This window comes from Acinetobacter sp. YH12219 (assembly GCF_013417875.1).
Classification (GTDB): Bacteria; Pseudomonadota; Gammaproteobacteria; order Pseudomonadales; family Moraxellaceae; genus Acinetobacter; species Acinetobacter amyesii.
The window spans coordinates 23,767-40,413 of record NZ_VPDC01000012.1; the positions used below are offsets into that span (position 1 = coordinate 23,767).

Here is a 16,647-nt window from a genome sequence, read left to right on the forward strand (position 1 = left end):
CTAATCAATACTGCCATTACGACTAAATGAAGGCAGTTTTAAACCAGGTTCCTTATGCATCCACTTGTAAAAAGCACGTCCAGTGAGGTTTTCTTCAGGCACAAAGCCCCAAAAACGACTGTCCGCACTTTGATCGCGATTATCCCCCATCGCGAAATAGTGACCTTCAGGAACCTTAACTTCCCAATATAAACCATTTTCTGTTGAATATTTACCATTTTCAACATAGTTGATAAATGGTGCTTGGCGCGCAACATTGACGCCTTCAAGCTCACGCATGGTAAACGTATGCTTACCCATGGTTTCTTTATGATAAATCGATGTAGGTGTATCAAGTTGATCTTTTTCACGGCTAAATTCTACAGGAACTTTTGCCACCTTTTGACCATTCACACTCAGTTGACCATGATCGTAAATAATATGATCACCTGGTAAACCGACCACTCGTTTAATATAGCTGATGGTTGGTTGTGGTGGATAACGGAATACAATGACATCACCACGCTCAGGTTCACCGACATCAAGAATTTTTTTATTGACGATAGGTAATCGTACGCCATACTGATATTTATTCACCACAATAAAATCACCTGTTTCTAAGGTTGGAACCATAGAGTCAGATGGAATATTAAATGGCTCATATAAGAATGAACGCATCACCAAAACTATCGCTAGAATCGGCCAGAAATCATAAGCCCATGCGATAACGACATTTTCATTCCCTTTACCTTTGGTCTGCCGTTGCTTCCAGACAAACTTATCCAACAACCAAATTAAGAAAAAAATGACTGTGGCAGGAACAAGGATCAAATTAAAGTCAAAATCCATGAGCTCATAAACCTCTATTTATTATCTTTCTACTTTCAATACAGCAAGGAACGCTTCTTGTGGGATTTCGACGCTGCCCACTTGTTTCATACGTTTCTTACCTTCTTTTTGTTTCGCAAGAAGTTTCTTCTTACGCGACACGTCACCACCATAACATTTAGCCAAAACGTTTTTACGCATCGCTTTTACAGTTGAACGTGCAATGATTTGTGCACCAATCGCTGCTTGAATAGCCACATCGAACATTTGACGTGGAATTAAATCTTTCATTTTTTCCACAAGTGCAATACCACGATGGCGAGCATCTTGTCGGTGGCAAATCATGGCCAAGGCATCAACCTTTTCACCGTTGATTAACACATCCACCTTAACTAGGGATGAAGACTCAAAACGCACAAAGTTATAGTCTAACGATGCAAAACCGCGTGAACATGATTTCAATTTATCAAAGAAATCCATCACTACTTCAGCCATTGGAATTTCAAACGTAATGGCCACTTGGTTCGCCATAAACTTCATATTCTTTTGAACGCCGCGACGTTCAACACATAAAGTCATCACATTACCCAAGTATTCTTGCGGTACTAAAATGTGACATTCGGCAATTGGCTCACGTAAGTCTTCAACTGTTGAACCATCAGGCATTTTAGAAGGACTGTCGATATAAATGGTTTGACCATTTTTCATCACCGCTTCATAAATTACGGTTGGTGCTGAAGAAATCAGGTCAAGATCATATTCACGTTCTAAACGCTCTTGTACGATTTCCATGTGCAGCATCCCCAAGAAGCCGCAACGGAAACCAAAACCGAGCGCATCTGAACTTTCTGGTTCAAAGAATAATGCAGAGTCATTAATTTGCAGTTTGTGCAGCGCCTCACGGAACGGTTCAAATTCACTTGAATCGATTGGGAACAAACCTGCATAAACCTGTGGTTTAACCTTTTTGAAGCCCGGCAAGGTTGCTACTTCTGGTGTAGTTGCTAAGGTAATCGTATCACCCACTGGAGCACCAAAAATATCTTTAATACCCGCGATCACGAAACCAACTTCACCTGCTTCGAGCATGTCCGTTTCTGTGTGTTTCGGATTAAAAATACCTACTGAAGTAATGATGTGCGTTTGACCTGTTGATTTCATCAACATTTTATCGCCTTTACGCACACGGCCTTCTTTAATACGAACCAAAGAAACCACGCCTAAATAGTTATCGAACCAAGAGTCGATAATCAAGGCTTGTAAAGGTGCATTACGATCGCCTTGTGGTGCAGGGATGACATTCACCAGTGTTTCAAGCACACCTTCAATGCCTAGACCCGTTTTCGCTGAACACGTCGGTGCTTCAGTCGCTTCAATACCAATAATATCTTCAATTTCTTGAATCACACGTTCTGGCTCTGCTTGCGGCAAATCGATTTTGTTTAAAACCGGTAGAACTTCTAGACCTTGTTCAATTGCGGTATAGCAGTTTGCTACAGATTGTGCTTCTACCCCTTGTGCAGCATCGACAACCAATAGTGCACCTTCACACGCAGCCAAAGAGCGTGAAACTTCATAAGAAAAGTCAACGTGCCCCGGTGTGTCAATGAAGTTGAGTTGGTATTCTTCACCATTAGGATGGGTGTAATACAAAGTCACTGACGCAGCTTTAATCGTAATACCACGCTCACGTTCCAATTCCATAGAATCTAGAACCTGCGCCTGCATTTCACGATCTTGCAAACCACCACAAGTTTGAATAAATCGGTCGGCAAGAGTCGACTTACCATGGTCGATATGCGCAATGATCGAGAAGTTACGAATGTTTTTTATATCAACAGATTTTTTAGCTTGCGCCATGGGCTACCTTGGAAAAATAAAAGCGCTATACATGCAATTCTTTATGCATAGCAAAAGCCGAATAGAAATTGCCGAGGATTATAGCAGATGGATTTTTCAAAGTATCGAAAATAATGCATTGCTTTTATGCAAGTCATTCATCCTACATGGAGAACTTGGCTAGTCTTGGTTTGAAATTTTGCGATAAAATCAAACTCAAAGATCATAAGCACTAAAATCCAGCGGATTTAGGCTATCCGCAATAGGTTGATACGCTTGGGTAAAGGTTGGCGACATGCGTTTTGGACGACCTGTGGCAATTTCAATGCATGCCCACTGCGTATTGCCTGTAAATATTATCGCTTTGTCTTTAGGGCGATAAAATACATACTGACGAAACGAATACAACGCATTGATATCATTTAACCAAGTTCGTAAAATAATCTCCTCACCTTCGAGCGCTGCTTTGCGATATTGCACATGATGCTCTACAGCAACCATGGCATGCTTCAATTCAATATATTCTTTTAAGCCTAAACCCAAGGCTTCAATATGTGCTGTCGCGACATCTTGCATCCAACTGACGTACACCACGTTATTTACATGATTTAATGTGTCGATATGTTCAGCTTGAACTGTAATTTTTAAATCAAAGATGTCGCTCATAGCGTCCTGCAAATTTTAAACTATGCCCTACAGTCTACTCATTTTTATCTAAGGGTAAATTGCAAAAACACTAAAGTTAAAAAAACCACTCGCTTGGAGTGGTTTTCATTCAGCAACTCTTATTGAATACGCATGCCTACAATCGCACGTTGTCCCTGACGAATCAAAGAAACACGTGCAATGCTACCATCTTTCAACTCTGAAATGACTTTCACAAAATCTTCAGCGTTATTTACAGCTTTATTATTGACTTGAGTCACAACGTCACCCGGCTGAATTCGCGCTTGTGCAGCAATACCACCAGCTCGTACATCTTGAATTAATACACCACCTTTCACACTCAGTTGCTTTAATTCATCTGCAGTTAAATTACGAATTGACACCCCAATCACCGGGCCTTTTTTCACAGGTGCAATTTCAGCTTTTGCAGGCGTATCATCTGGTGCAGTGATCAAGGTTGCTGAAATGTTTTGGCGTTTATCATCACGTAATACTTCAAGCTGAATACTTTGATTAGGACCTGTACGATTGAGATAATTCAGTAGTTCGCCAGTACGTGAAATCGGTGTACCATTAAATTTCAAAATGACATCACCCGCTTTAAAGCCAGCTTTTGCTGCGGGTGAATTCGGTGCAACTTGAGTAATCAATGAGCCCTCAGGTTTTGAAAGGTTATAGGATTCAGCAAGATTCCGATCGATATCTTGCAGCATAACGCCTAAGTAAGCACGTGTCACCTTGCCGTTTTTCTTTAATTGGTCTGCAACATCCATCGCCACATCAATAGGAATCGAGAACGATAAACCCATATAACCACCCGTACCACTAAAGATACGAGAGTTCACCCCAACCACTTCACCAGACTGGTTAAATAAAGGGCCGCCTGAGTTTCCGGGGTTCAATGCCACATCGGTTTGAATAAATGGAACCGAGGTTTCTCCCATCATATTGCGCATTTTCGCACTGACAATCCCTGCCGAAGCTGAATAGTCAAAACCAAATGGTGAACCAATAGCCAACACTGGCTCACCTACACGTAAACGGTCAACATTACCTGTGCGTAGCTCTGGAAAATTTGAACCTTTCACCTTTAGCAAAGCCACATCAGTCCGCTCATCACTACCCACAACGGTGGCATCAATTTCACGGCGGTCATTCAATACGATGGTGACTTTCGATGCATCTTCTACCACATGGTGATTAGTTAATAGATAACCATCTTTACTAATAAAGAATGCGCTTCCATAACCGGTCTTTTCTTGCGGCATTTTTTGCTGCGGGATAACGACCTGATTACCAAAAAAGCGTCGTAATATTTCTGGGACTTGCTGCTGTAAAAGCTCTTCTTGACTGAGCTTTTTAACCACATTCACGCTTACGACAGCTGGGCTGACCTGTTCAACCAAATTGGAAAAATCAACAGGACCTGCTGCCTGCGTTTGTACGCTAGCAACCGTAAACACAGCTGCATAAAGTCCCTTTTGTAAATACGATTTATTCATTGTTAGCATTCACTCAATTGTGCTTATCATTTGAAATACGTTAGTTTTTATCACAATGCAAGTCTAAGCTTCGTAATAAAATGTTTGATGATTATTTATGATAAACAATCTTAAACATTCCTTAAATATTACAGATCTATGAATATTTTTCATTATTTAGTTAATTTATAGTCATTGCGTTTTTAGGCAAAAACAGTTGTGATGATCGGACATTTTTAAAATTAGCTGATGGACATGTCTAATTTAAACACGACACATCAATTTGATGTGATTATTGTGGGAAGTGGCGGTGCAGGCCTAAGTTTAGCCCTATCGTTACCAGATCATTTTAATATTGCTGTTTTAGCTAAATCGACGCTGACGGATGCCAGTACATATTATGCCCAAGGTGGTGTTGCTGCCGTCCTCGATAAAACAGATTCTATTGAACAACATATCAATGACACCATGATTGCCGGTGCGCATTTATGTGAAATGGCAGCGGTAAAACAAACCGTTGAAGGTGGTAAATCTTCTGTCGATTTTCTACTGAATCAGGGTGTGCAATTTACTTTAGACGACCAAGAACAGTTACATCTGACACGTGAAGGTGGTCACTCTCACCGGCGGATTATCCATGCAGCAGATGCCACAGGTCGTGCTATTTCCACAACATTGGTTGAACGTGCGCAAGAAAAAGCCAATATTCATATTTTTGAAAATTTTATTGCAATCGATTTAATCACCGCACAAAAATTAAATCCTGAAGCTGAAAACCGTGCTCTCGGTCTATATGCTTTAGATGAAAAAACCGAAAAAGTACATACCTTTTTAGCACCGTTCACTGCCCTTGCCTGTGGTGGTGCCATGAAGGCATATTTATATACATCAAATCCCGACATTGCGACGGGTGATGGTATTGCCATGGCGTATCGTGCAGGCTGCCGTGTTGCCAATATGGAGTTTAACCAATTCCATCCAACCTGTTTATATCATCCTCAAGCTCGCTCTTTCTTAATTACCGAAGCGATGCGTGGCGAAGGTGCCTATTTACGTCTTCCAGATGGTGAACGCTTTATGCTGCGCTTTGATGAGCGTGCCGAATTAGCACCACGCGATATCGTAGCGCGCGCTATCGATTATGAAATCAAACGTCTAGGAATCCGTCATGTTTGGCTTGATATCACCCATAAACCTGCAGAATTTGTCAAAGAACATTTCCCAACATTGTATGAACGCTTAATGGAACTCGGTATTGATATTACCAAAGAAATGATTCCGGTGGTTCCGGCAGCACACTACACCTGTGGTGGCGTTGTGGTTGATGAAAACAGTCAGACCGATATTCCAGGCCTATATGCCATTGGAGAAACCTCTTATACCGGCCTACATGGTGCAAACCGTATGGCAAGTAACTCCTTACTTGAATGTTTCGTCTATGGTATGAGTGCTTCAACACATATCACAGCACAACATCAAGGGACTTATCAGGCGCCTCATGTCCCAGAATGGGATGACTCGCAAGTGACTAACCCTGATGAAGATGTAGTGATTTTGCAAAATTGGGACGAGCTTCGCCAAACCATGTGGAACTACGTGGGCATTGTCAGAACGACCAAGCGGCTTCAACGAGCGCTCCATCGTATTGAAATGCTTAATCGTGAAATTACCGAGTATTACCAAGACTACCAAGTCAGTAAAAATCTGATTGAACTACGTAACTTGGTACTGGTATCAGAAATGATTGTGCGCTGTGCAATGGAACGTAAAGAATCTCGTGGTCTGCATTTCACTTTAGACTATCCTGAACAAGCAGACGAACTACGTAAAACGGTGTTAAGTCCACCCGATTTCCAAGTGGAATGTCCATTGGTGAATACAGAACTGGTTTCTTAAACATCTAAAATGTCTAAAAACCATAAAAAGCCGAATATAAATTCGGCTTTTTATTTGAATCAGCAAATGCAATTGAGCCTTTATATTCGTTTTGGTGGAATAGAATAACTCCCTGTTATATGTGCAACAGGCTCATCCACACCTGCTGAATACACCAACACCTCACCATAAATTATACTTTTGCCCACTTTCAGCAATCGACACTCGCCTATTAAATCTTGATTGGCTTCGGGTTTTCTTAAAAAATTAATATTCATATTGGTCGTGACCGCCAGTCCTACAATCCCGATCTCCCCCAATATAGCCACATATAGCGCAAAGTCCGCCAAAGTCATCATAGTCGGGCCTGAAACAGTATTGCCAGGCCGCAAATCTTTTTCAGTCACATGCCAAATTAAAGTGGCAGCCTTTTCACCAACTTCAACGATAGTGCAATGCTTTAAGCTTGGCGCAAATTCAGTCTTAAGGAAATTGATAATCTCCTGTTTTGTAGCATGCATAAAAAATCATCCATAACTTTTGCTATGAATGATTTTTAAATCAATTGCCTAACAAATACTATGGCATTTTAGATCTGCTGTAGATGCGATAATGCCTGTTGAAAAACCTGTTCAGGTGTTTGCGTCGCATCGAGGCGCTTCATGCGTGCAGGCTCATTTTCATGAATTTCAGCAAAACCTGAACGCACTTTCTCAAAGAACGTTGCTTTCTCTTGCTCAAATCGATCCAAAGCACCACGTTCACGTGCACGTAACATCCCCGTTTCAATCGGTGCATCTAACCAAAAGGTAATATCTGGCATACGCGCCACAAAACCGTCATTTAAAACTTTGAGTTTTTCTCGGTCCAAACCACGACCTGCACACTGATATGCAAAACTCGAATCTGTAAAACGGTCACATAAAACGATTTTATCTGCAGCCAACGCTGGCAGAATCACGGCTTCTAAGTGCTGCGCACGTGCCGCATACATGAGTAATAATTCAGTATCATTACTCATGGTTTCTTCGTGGTTCACCGAAAGCAACAATGAGCGAATTTGCTCTGCCATAGGTGTACCACCCGGCTCACGGGTTAATACCACATCTTTTGCTAAGTGTTGGAAATGCTCATGTAGTTTACGAATCAACGTGGTTTTACCCACACCTTCCGTGCCTTCAAAACTAATAAACATGCTCACTCCTCAATTTTTCGCACGAATTACAGATAAATATTCTTGTACCGCGCGGTTATGGTCTTGCAAATTACTGCTAAATTTATGACCACCGTTACCTGTCGCCACGAAATAGATGTTATTTGACGCATCTGGATGCATCGCGGCTTCAATTGCTTTTTGACTCGGCAAAGCAATCGGTGTAGGCGGTAAGCCATTGATCGTATACGTATTATATGCTGTAGGTGTACGTAGATCTTGGCGAGTGATATTGCCTTGGTATTTATCGCCCATGCCATAAATAACCGTAGGGTCCGTTTGTAAACGCATGCCTTGTTGTAAACGACGGACAAACACCCCTGATACTTGCTCCAACTCACGATCAAGACTGGTTTCTTTTTCAATAATCGACGCCATAATTAAGGCTTCATATTTATCTTTATACGGTAAATTTTGAGCTCGATTAGTCCAAGCCTGATCTAAGGCTTTGATTTGTCGGTTATACAAATCCTTCAAAATTTTTCGATCAGACTCGCCTTTTGCAAAGAAATACGTATTCGGTGCAAATAAGCCTTCAGGGTGTGAATACGGAATACCGAGCTCTTTTAAGATTTGTGCATACGGTAAATGACTGATGTCATGTGTCACCAAAGGGTCATTTTTTAAAGCATCTATCAGTTGCTTAAATGTTGTCCCTTCGATCACTAAAATTCGATTCATTTGCGCATTTTCAGAGTTAGAAATCAGTTTCATAACTTCACGTACGCTCATGCCTTCATGGATTTCATATACACCCGCTTTCAGGGTGTCATTGATCATGAACTTTTGGTACAACTTCAAAATAATAGGAAAATTAATTTGTTTCTCTTTGGCCAGTCGGTCAATAAATCCTGAATAGGTATCCCCTGCACCAATCGCCAACATCTGCTTTTTGCCTTCCACGGGATAGGCTTTAAATAAACTCGACCACAGTAAGATCGCCACAAGTACAACGATGCCAAGTAGCACAACCAAACATGCTTTAAATGGAAAACCTGCTTTGGCAGATTTTTTCTTATTTGTTTTTTTAGACGCGGTGGACATATTAACGAATCTGACTTAATTGAAGTGTTCGGAAAAGTTCAATACAAGCTTGAACATCTAACTCAACTCCATTCAGAGTTGATGCAATTTTCATGGGACTTAAAGCATTGCAGAAAAAAACACTCTGAAAATGCGGAATTTCATCCATATTGACGTGACGTTGAGTACATGCAATCTGATGCTGCTGCATCCGTTTTAAAATTTCTGCACGCATGACACCATGCACGCCATTATAACGAAGTTCGGGCGTAATCCATCCTTCATTTGTACGAATAAAACAATTACTGCTCACACCTTCGACAACTGTACCTTGCACATCCGTCACCAAAGCTTCCCCCCATGGGGTTTGATCCAACTCTGCTTTGAGCATGACTTGTTCTAATCGATTTAAGGACTTCAAGCCCACCAAACTTGGCATGGTTAACCCAATGGCTTGATGTAATACACCACTTTCGACAGTTTCGTACTCAAAATCCGTAACAGCTTTGGGGTAATAAAACACCCAAACATCTGCTGGATGCTCAGGTAAACTATAGCCACGCTGACCGATACCACGACTCAACACAATTTTTAAAGTGCCATTGACGACATCTTGTTTACGTAACAATTTTAGAGTGTCTTCAATAAGGCTTAAATCTGCATTTAGCTTTAATCGCTCATTACTCAGTTTTAATCGTGCAATATGCAAAGCTAATAGTTCTATTTGTCCTTGGCGAATACGTGCCGTGCTAAAACAGCCATCGCCATAGTGAAAGGCGCGATCAAGTAAATCAACTTGTTCTATTTGCTGCGCATTTTTAAAACACTGCATACGTCGTCATCCCAATTACATCACTTTATTTTAAAAAATAATCGTTCAGCATATATTTCTTTTTTGTTCATATTAAATTCTTTTTTAATTATTTTTTCTGCATAAAAACTACAGATATTCTTGCCTCATCCAACAAAACATGTATAAAAATTGAGGACAACATGAATCTATCTAAATTAAAACTTGGGGTTTTGGCTGCATTCATTTCTGCCACAGCATTCAGTGCATCTGCCAAAGATTTCTTAAATGTGTCATATGATCCAACCCGTGAATTGTATGACAACTTCAATAAAGACTTTAGCGTTTACTGGAAAAAAACCACAGGCCAAGACATTAACTTTAAACAATCCCATGGTGGATCAGGTAAACAGGCTCGTGCAGTTATTGATGGTCTAGATGCCGATGTCGTCACTTTGGCCTTGGCTGCAGATATTGATGAAATTGCTGCACGTGGTTTAGTTGCAAAAGACTGGCAAAAAAAATTCCCACAAAACTCAACGCCATATACATCGACTATTGTGTTCTTAGTGCATAAAGGCAACCCGAAAGGCATCAAAGACTGGGGCGATTTAATTAAACCAGGTGTCGACATTATTACCCCGAACCCAAAAACATCCGGTGGTGCGCGTTGGAACTATCTAGCAGCGTGGGCTTGGGCCAAACATCAAGCAGGTGGCAACGATACAAAAGCCCAAGAATTTGTCCGCCAAATCTATAAGCAAACCAAAGTCCTCGACTCAGGCGCACGTGGTGCAACAACTACATTCGCTGAACGTGGTATTGGTGACGTGTTATTGGCTTGGGAAAATGAAGCACATCTGGCAGTTCGTGAACAGCCGGGTAAGTTTGAGATTGTGACCCCTTCACTTTCTATCTTGGCCGAGCCACCTGTTGCGATTGTAGAAAAAAATGCCAAGAAGGATGGCAATGAAAATTTAGCCAAAGCATATTTAAATTATCTGTACTCACCTGCAGGTCAAACCATTGCAGCACAGAACTATTATCGTCCACGTAATGCTGCGGTACTGGCAAAATATAAAAATGTTTTTAAACCTTTAAAATTAGTGACTATTGATAAAGAGTTTGGTGGTTGGAGCAAAGTACAGAAAAAACATTTTGAAAATGGTGGCGTCTTTGATCAAATCGTGAAGACCAATAATTCCAAATAATGCTTTAAATACAGAAAAGCATCTTCCTTTCGCATAAGGTCGATGCTTTTTTTTCGTAGACACATTTGTTATCTTTTTTATTCATATAAAATTCGTTTTTAATTATTTTTTATGCATAAAGATTGGCGCTATTCTTCCCCCATGTTACAGACAAAGTAAAAATTATTGAGGTTCACATGAGTATTTCCGCAAAATTAAAATTGGGTGTTCTTGCTGCCGTCATCTCGACGATTTCTTTTGGTGCAGCTGCAAAAGACTTTTTAAACGTATCTTACGACCCAACGCGTGAACTCTATGAAAGTGTGAATAAAGACTTCAGTAAATATTGGGAAAGCCGTACAGGTCAAAAAATTAATTTTAAACAATCTCACGGTGGTTCAGGTAAACAAGCACGTGCCGTCATTGATGGTTTAGATGCCGATGTGGTGACTTTAGCACTGGCAGCGGATATTGATGTGATTGCAGAAAAAGCCAAACTTTTACCTGCAGATTGGCAAAAGAAACTTCCACAAAACTCAACGCCATATACCTCAACCATTGTGTTCTTAGTCCGTAAAGGCAACCCTAAAGCGATTAAAGATTGGGGCGATCTGGTTAAACCAGGCGTAGGTATTATTACCCCAAACCCGAAAACTTCAGGCGGTGCGCGTTGGAACTATTTAGCAGCATGGGCTTGGGCAAAACATCAAACGGGTGGTAATGATACAACGGCTCAAGAATTTGTCCGTAAGATTTATAAAAACACCAAAGTACTCGATTCAGGCGCACGTGGTTCGACTACGACCTTTGCTGAACGTGGTATTGGTGATGTATTACTAGCTTGGGAAAATGAAGCACATTTAGCGATTCGTGAACAACCGGGTAAGTTTGAAATTGTAACCCCTTCACTTTCAATTTTAGCTGAGCCACCTGTTGCTGTTCTTGAAAAAAATGCGGAGAAAAAAGGCAATCTTTATTTAGCCAAAGGTTATTTAAACTTCCTTTATTCACCACGTGGTCAGCAAATCGCAGCTCAAAATTTTTACCGTCCACGTAACGCCACAACACTTGCACAATACGCGTCAGTCTTTAAGCCACTTAAACTCGTAACCATTGATAAAGAATTTGGTGGTTGGGATAAAGTTCAAAAAGCACACTTTGAAAATGGCGGCGTGTTTGACCAAATCGTTAAAGCCAACAACGGAAAATAAGTCCAGTCATTGACTGAATCAGGAGAACTTGACATGACACATACAGTAATTGTCCCGGGTGTAGGCGGTAGTGAACACGCACATTGGCAATCTTGGTTACAACGTCAGCTCATGTCTAGCTCTCGTGTTCAGCAAAAAGATTGGAATCATCCTGTACTCAAAGACTGGATTAAACAATTCGTTCAAACCGTACGACCTATACAGGGTGAAATTCAAATTGTGGCGCATAGCTTTGGTTGTTTAACCACGGTGGCAGCATTGGCCTTGCATCCTGAACTGAATAAAAAAATCAAAAATTTAGTTTTGGTTGCGCCAGCCAATCCAGCACGCTTTGGAGAAAACGGCTTTGCACGCGACAGTACAACGGATTACAAAGCATTTTTTCATCAGCTAACTATTCGTGTGCCGACAACGATGTTGATTAGTGAAAATGATCCTTGGCTTGGCTTTGAAGATGCAAAACAACTTGCAGGTGCTTGGAAGCTCTACCCTGTGAATATGGGCGCTGTAGGACACATTAATGTTGCATCAGGTTTTGGACCGTTTCCTGAAATTTTCAATTACTTAATTTCAGAAAACCACATGAAACATATCAACTTTACTGATGAAAACAAGTATTTATTTCAATTTGCTTTTTAAGTACTGAGCATTAAGCTTGTCGCAAAATCATTTATTCAATTTTGCTGACCTTTTAAGTCAGCTTTTCTCATTTTGAGGAGTCATCATGTCGCAGCGATCCCGAGTGCTGCCAGGATTTGGTCTTTCTCTAGGCTTTACCCTAGCGTATTTATCCTTAATTGTGCTCATTCCCCTTTCGGCCGTATTTATTAAATCTTTAGGTATCGGTTGGGACGGACTATGGGAGATTTTAAGCTCAGAACGTATTTTAAAATCGTTACAACTGAGTTTTAGTGCCGCCATTATTGCTGCGTTAGTCAATGTGGTTTTTGGTTTGCTCTTAGCATGGTGTTTGGTTCGCTATACCTTCCCGGGTAAACGTATTATCGATGCATTGGTTGATTTACCTTTTGCATTGCCAACTGCCGTTGCTGGTATTGCACTGACTTCGTTATATGCACCGACTGGTTGGATCGGTCAGTACCTTGAACCCATTGGCATTAAAGTCGCATATACCCCGATCGGTATTACCTTGGCCCTCATCTTTATTGGTATTCCTTTTGTGGTTCGCACTGTACAGCCTGTACTGAGCGACCTAGAAACTGAACTTGAAGAAGCAGCTTCTGCACTGGGTGCAAATCGCTTTCAGATCGTGACCAAAGTGATCTTACCTATTCTATTTCCTGCGCTGTTAACAGGTTTTGCTTTGGCCTTTGCTCGTGGTGTGGGTGAATATGGATCGGTGATTTTTATCGCAGGTAACCAACCCTTCAAGACTGAAATTGCCCCATTGATGATTATCTCTCGCCTTGAAGAATATGATTATGCAGGTGCGACCACGATTGCAGTTGTGATGCTGGTGATTTCTTTTGCTATTTTATTCTTAATTAACTTGGTTCAAGCATGGGCAAGTCGCCGTACAGGGAGAACTGCACGATGAATACGAATAGTAATGCGCTTGCGGAAAAATTACAGTCGCGTGATGCAACGCGTGAACCAACATGGGTTCGTTATACCCTGATCATCATTGCTTTAATTTTCTTCTTAAGCTGCCTGATTCTGCCATTGGTTTTGGTCTTCGTTGAGGCCTTTAAACAAGGTGTTGGCGTTTACTTCCAAGCACTTGTTCATCCAGACACATTATCTGCAGTGAAACTGACATTATTAACAGCTGTGATTGCCGTACCGTTAAACGTGGTCTTTGGTGTAGCAGCGGCATGGTGTGTTGCCAAGTTTAATTTCCGTGGTAAATCTATTTTAACCACGATTATTGATATGCCATTTTCAGTCTCTCCAGTTATTGCTGGCTTAATGTTGGTATTGATTTTTGGTACTCAAGGTTGGTTAGGCGGCTGGCTGATGGATAACGACATCAAAATTTTATATGCCGTTCCAGCCATTGTCCTTGCTACTGTGTTTATTACCGTTCCTTTTGTGGCACGTGAGTTGATTCCATTAATGGAAGCTCAAGGGACAGAGGAAGAAGAAGCAGCTATCGTATTGGGTGCTTCAGGCTGGCAGACTTTCTGGAAAGTGACACTTCCAAATATCAAATGGGGCTTAATCTACGGCGTGATTCTATGTAATGCACGTGCAATGGGTGAGTTTGGTGCTGTTTCTGTAGTTTCAGGTCACATTCGTGGCGAAACCAACACCTTACCGCTACACGTAGAAATCCTTTATAACGAATATACCTTTAGTGCTGCTTTTGCTGTGTCTTCACTATTAGCGCTCTTGGCGATTGTGACCCTGATTTTAAAAACATGGGTTGAACTACGTCAGGAACGACAAGACAAGCGTAAAGAAGATTCACAAGTTTCTTAAGGAATGACCTCATGAGTATTCAAGTAAAAAATATTGAAAAACACTTTGGTGCATTCCATGCACTTAAAAATATCTCTTTAGATTTCCCTGATGGCCAGCTTGTTGCGTTGCTTGGCCCATCAGGCTGTGGTAAAACCACCCTGCTCCGTATCATTGCAGGACTTGAATCTGCCGATAGCGGTCAAGTCATTCTAGAAGGTGAAGATGCCACTAAAGTTCATGTCCGTGAACGTGAAGTTGGTTTTGTATTCCAACATTATGCACTATTCCGTCATATGACCGTATTTGACAACATTGCTTTTGGTTTACGCGTACGCCCACGTGCAACGCGTCCAAATGAAGCTGAAATCAAAAAACGGGTTACTCGTTTACTTGATCTTGTTCAACTTGGTTTCTTGGCTGACCGTTACCCTGCACAACTTTCAGGTGGTCAACGCCAACGTATTGCCTTAGCACGTGCTTTAGCGGTTGAGCCGCGTGTGTTATTACTGGATGAACCTTTTGGTGCATTGGATGCCAAAGTTCGTAAAGAATTACGCCGCTGGTTACGTACCTTGCATGACGAACTCCACATCACCTCTATTTTCGTGACCCATGACCAAGAAGAAGCACTTGAAGTGGCCGATCAAATCATTGTGATGAACAAAGGCAACGTAGAACAGATTGGCTCGCCACGTGAAGTTTATGAAAAACCTGCAACACCGTTTGTATTTGACTTTTTAGGTCAAGCCAACCGTTTTGAAGGTCAAAATAGCAATGGCCTCATTCAAATTGGTGAAGACCGAATTTTGTTGCCACAAAATGCCAATGCGCCGCAAGGAAATGTCATTGCCTTCGCTCGTCCGGATGAACTACGCATTCATGCACAGCCGCAAGAAAATGCTATCCAAGCAACTTTTGTACGTGAGCTTTGGATTGCAGGTAAAGTGATTGCTGAATTGCATGACCGTCAGGGCAATCTGATTGAAATTTCATTAACGGCAGATGAAGCGAAAGCACATCAATTCCGCCCAAATCAAACAGTATGGTTAAGTGCAACGAACTTGCATTTATTTGAAAACCAAGTTGCATAAAACAAAAAGTTGGGGGCCTTTACAAGCCCCACTTGCTTTTAAGGTAAAATAAAATTATGAATTTCCAACAATTAAGAATTATTCGAGAAACCGTACGTCAGAATTTTAATTTAACAGAAGCGTCTGCTGCACTTTACACCTCGCAGTCTGGCGTGAGTAAACACATCAAAGATCTAGAAGATGAACTTGGTGTACAGCTATTTATTCGTAAAGGTAAACGTCTACTCGGTTTAACCGAACCAGGCCAGTCTTTATTGGGAATCGTTGAACGCATGCTCGTGGATGCAGACAATATTAAACGTCTAGCAGATGACTTTAACAAAGTGGATGAAGGGACATTGACTATTGCGACCACACATACGCAAGCGCGTTATGTCTTGCCGCCGATTGTGAACCAATTTAAAAAAGAATTTCCAAAAGTTCATCTAATTTTGCAACAAGCAAGCCCTGTTGAAATTACAGAAATGCTCCTTCAAGGTGAAGCGGATATTGGGATCGCAACCGAATCGTTAACCACCGAAGATAACCTTGCAAGTGTGCCTTACTATAACTGGCAACACAGTATCATCACACCACAAGAGCACCCACTCACCCAAAAATCAAATATCACCATTGAAGATTTGTCGAACTATCCAATTATTACTTACCACGGTGGTTTTACGGGTCGTTCTAAAATTGATAAAGCTTTTGAAGATTCAGGCTTTAATGTAGATATCGTGATGTCCGCACTTGATGCAGACGTTATTAAAACCTATGTTGAACTGAATATGGGGGTTGGTATTGTCAACGATGTAGCATACGACCCAGAACGTGACTACCGTTTAAAACAGATTCCTACCGATATTTTTGGCGTTAATACCACTTGGATTGCTGTTCGCAAAGGACATTTGCTACGCGGTTATGGCTACGAGTTTATTTCTTTATGCTCACCAGATGCCGACATCAAAGCGTTGAAAAAAGTGGCTTACCCAGAAGAATGATAGGCCAATTGACGAATTAAAGAGGACACCTACTGTCCTCTTTTTTTGGTAAACACA

General features: G+C 41.2%; 16 protein-coding genes. 8 read left to right on the forward strand and 8 right to left on the reverse strand.

Going from position 1 to position 16,647, the window contains the following annotated elements; translation table 11 throughout:
- From lepB to FTV04_RS08950, 4 genes are all read right to left on the reverse strand, one after another.
- A complete protein-coding gene (lepB, locus tag FTV04_RS08935) occupies positions 1–828 on the reverse strand; it encodes a signal peptidase I (RefSeq protein ID WP_111883978.1) in 828 nt (275 codons plus the stop codon).
- A 21-nt stretch (positions 829–849) separates the two neighbouring features.
- Entirely contained in the window at positions 850–2,667 is a 1,818-nt protein-coding gene (gene lepA, locus FTV04_RS08940) for a translation elongation factor 4 (protein WP_180089279.1), read from the reverse strand.
- A gap of 195 nt (positions 2,668–2,862) precedes the next feature.
- On the reverse strand, positions 2,863–3,312 hold the full coding sequence (locus FTV04_RS08945) for a thioesterase family protein (protein ID WP_180089280.1): 450 nt from the start codon (positions 3,310–3,312) through the stop codon (positions 2,863–2,865).
- A gap of 119 nt (positions 3,313–3,431) precedes the next feature.
- A complete protein-coding gene (locus FTV04_RS08950) occupies positions 3,432–4,814 on the reverse strand; it encodes a Do family serine endopeptidase (protein WP_180089281.1) in 1,383 nt (460 codons plus the stop codon).
- 228 nt (positions 4,815–5,042) lie between these two features.
- Here FTV04_RS08950 and nadB point away from each other — a divergent pair, with 228 nt between their 5' ends.
- Positions 5,043–6,689, forward strand: coding sequence for an L-aspartate oxidase (nadB, locus tag FTV04_RS08955; RefSeq protein ID WP_180089282.1), 1,647 nt, complete (start codon positions 5,043–5,045; stop codon positions 6,687–6,689).
- 80 nt (positions 6,690–6,769) lie between these two features.
- Here the strand turns inward: nadB and FTV04_RS08960 are convergent, their stop codons facing one another.
- From FTV04_RS08960 to pabC, 4 genes are all read right to left on the reverse strand, one after another.
- Positions 6,770–7,189, reverse strand: a complete 420-nt coding sequence (locus FTV04_RS08960; RefSeq protein WP_180003387.1) for a PaaI family thioesterase — start codon at positions 7,187–7,189, stop codon at positions 6,770–6,772.
- A 68-nt stretch (positions 7,190–7,257) separates the two neighbouring features.
- Positions 7,258–7,863 (reverse strand): dTMP kinase, encoded by a 606-nt coding sequence (gene tmk, locus FTV04_RS08965; protein ID WP_180089283.1) that lies wholly within the window; start codon positions 7,861–7,863, stop codon positions 7,258–7,260.
- A gap of 9 nt (positions 7,864–7,872) precedes the next feature.
- On the reverse strand, positions 7,873–8,925 hold the full coding sequence (gene mltG, locus FTV04_RS08970) for an endolytic transglycosylase MltG (RefSeq protein WP_180089284.1): 1,053 nt from the start codon (positions 8,923–8,925) through the stop codon (positions 7,873–7,875).
- A 1-nt stretch (position 8,926) separates the two neighbouring features.
- Positions 8,927–9,736, reverse strand: a complete 810-nt coding sequence (gene pabC, locus FTV04_RS08975) for an aminodeoxychorismate lyase (RefSeq protein WP_180089285.1) — start codon at positions 9,734–9,736, stop codon at positions 8,927–8,929.
- 161 nt (positions 9,737–9,897) lie between these two features.
- Here pabC and FTV04_RS08980 point away from each other — a divergent pair, with 161 nt between their 5' ends.
- The 7 genes from FTV04_RS08980 to FTV04_RS09010 all read left to right on the forward strand — a co-directional run bounded on the left by FTV04_RS08980 (position 9,898) and on the right by FTV04_RS09010 (position 16,590).
- Positions 9,898–10,905 carry a sulfate ABC transporter substrate-binding protein gene (locus FTV04_RS08980; protein ID WP_180048714.1) on the forward strand — a complete coding sequence of 336 codons (1,008 nt, stop codon included), beginning with the start codon at positions 9,898–9,900 and terminating at the stop codon, positions 10,903–10,905.
- A gap of 176 nt (positions 10,906–11,081) precedes the next feature.
- A complete protein-coding gene (locus tag FTV04_RS08985) occupies positions 11,082–12,095 on the forward strand; it encodes a sulfate ABC transporter substrate-binding protein (protein WP_180089286.1) in 1,014 nt (337 codons plus the stop codon).
- Positions 12,096–12,128: 33 nt separating this feature from the next.
- Positions 12,129–12,734 carry an alpha/beta hydrolase gene (locus tag FTV04_RS08990; RefSeq protein WP_180089287.1) on the forward strand — a complete coding sequence of 202 codons (606 nt, stop codon included), beginning with the start codon at positions 12,129–12,131 and terminating at the stop codon, positions 12,732–12,734.
- A gap of 85 nt (positions 12,735–12,819) precedes the next feature.
- Positions 12,820–13,653: a sulfate ABC transporter permease subunit CysT gene (gene cysT / locus FTV04_RS08995; protein ID WP_180007627.1), complete on the forward strand. Its 834-nt coding sequence runs from the start codon at positions 12,820–12,822 to the stop codon at positions 13,651–13,653.
- Positions 13,650–14,537 carry a sulfate ABC transporter permease subunit CysW gene (gene cysW / locus FTV04_RS09000; protein ID WP_078190343.1) on the forward strand — a complete coding sequence of 296 codons (888 nt, stop codon included), beginning with the start codon at positions 13,650–13,652 and terminating at the stop codon, positions 14,535–14,537. The genes cysT and cysW overlap by 4 nt, the downstream gene beginning before the upstream one ends.
- 11 nt (positions 14,538–14,548) lie before the next feature.
- Positions 14,549–15,610 (forward strand): sulfate/molybdate ABC transporter ATP-binding protein, encoded by a 1,062-nt coding sequence (locus FTV04_RS09005; protein WP_180089288.1) that lies wholly within the window; start codon positions 14,549–14,551, stop codon positions 15,608–15,610.
- A 56-nt stretch (positions 15,611–15,666) separates the two neighbouring features.
- On the forward strand, positions 15,667–16,590 hold the full coding sequence (locus FTV04_RS09010; RefSeq protein ID WP_180003268.1) for a CysB family HTH-type transcriptional regulator: 924 nt from the start codon (positions 15,667–15,669) through the stop codon (positions 16,588–16,590).
- Positions 16,591–16,647: the final 57 nt, after the last annotated feature.

Excerpts from the sequence above, each read along its gene's own strand:
- lepA (WP_180089279.1), bottom strand. The coding sequence starts at position 2,667 with ATGGCGCAAGCTAAAAAATCTGTTGATATAAAAAACATTCGTAACTTC.
- pabC (WP_180089285.1), bottom strand. The coding sequence starts at position 9,736 with ATGCAGTGTTTTAAAAATGCGCAGCAAATAGAACAAGTTGATTTACTT.
- nadB (WP_180089282.1), top strand. The coding sequence starts at position 5,043 with ATGGACATGTCTAATTTAAACACGACACATCAATTTGATGTGATTATT.
- FTV04_RS09010 (WP_180003268.1), top strand. The coding sequence starts at position 15,667 with ATGAATTTCCAACAATTAAGAATTATTCGAGAAACCGTACGTCAGAAT.
- cysW (WP_078190343.1), top strand. The coding sequence starts at position 13,650 with ATGAATACGAATAGTAATGCGCTTGCGGAAAAATTACAGTCGCGTGAT.
- cysT (WP_180007627.1), top strand. The coding sequence starts at position 12,820 with ATGTCGCAGCGATCCCGAGTGCTGCCAGGATTTGGTCTTTCTCTAGGC.
- mltG (WP_180089284.1), bottom strand. The coding sequence starts at position 8,925 with ATGTCCACCGCGTCTAAAAAAACAAATAAGAAAAAATCTGCCAAAGCA.
- FTV04_RS09005 (WP_180089288.1), top strand. The coding sequence starts at position 14,549 with ATGAGTATTCAAGTAAAAAATATTGAAAAACACTTTGGTGCATTCCAT.
- FTV04_RS08985 (WP_180089286.1), top strand. The coding sequence starts at position 11,082 with ATGAGTATTTCCGCAAAATTAAAATTGGGTGTTCTTGCTGCCGTCATC.
- FTV04_RS08950 (WP_180089281.1), bottom strand. The coding sequence starts at position 4,814 with ATGAATAAATCGTATTTACAAAAGGGACTTTATGCAGCTGTGTTTACG.
- tmk (WP_180089283.1), bottom strand. The coding sequence starts at position 7,863 with ATGTTTATTAGTTTTGAAGGCACGGAAGGTGTGGGTAAAACCACGTTG.
- lepB (WP_111883978.1), bottom strand. The coding sequence starts at position 828 with ATGGATTTTGACTTTAATTTGATCCTTGTTCCTGCCACAGTCATTTTT.
- FTV04_RS08945 (WP_180089280.1), bottom strand. The coding sequence starts at position 3,312 with ATGAGCGACATCTTTGATTTAAAAATTACAGTTCAAGCTGAACATATC.
- FTV04_RS08990 (WP_180089287.1), top strand. The coding sequence starts at position 12,129 with ATGACACATACAGTAATTGTCCCGGGTGTAGGCGGTAGTGAACACGCA.
- FTV04_RS08980 (WP_180048714.1), top strand. The coding sequence starts at position 9,898 with ATGAATCTATCTAAATTAAAACTTGGGGTTTTGGCTGCATTCATTTCT.
- FTV04_RS08960 (WP_180003387.1), bottom strand. The coding sequence starts at position 7,189 with ATGCATGCTACAAAACAGGAGATTATCAATTTCCTTAAGACTGAATTT.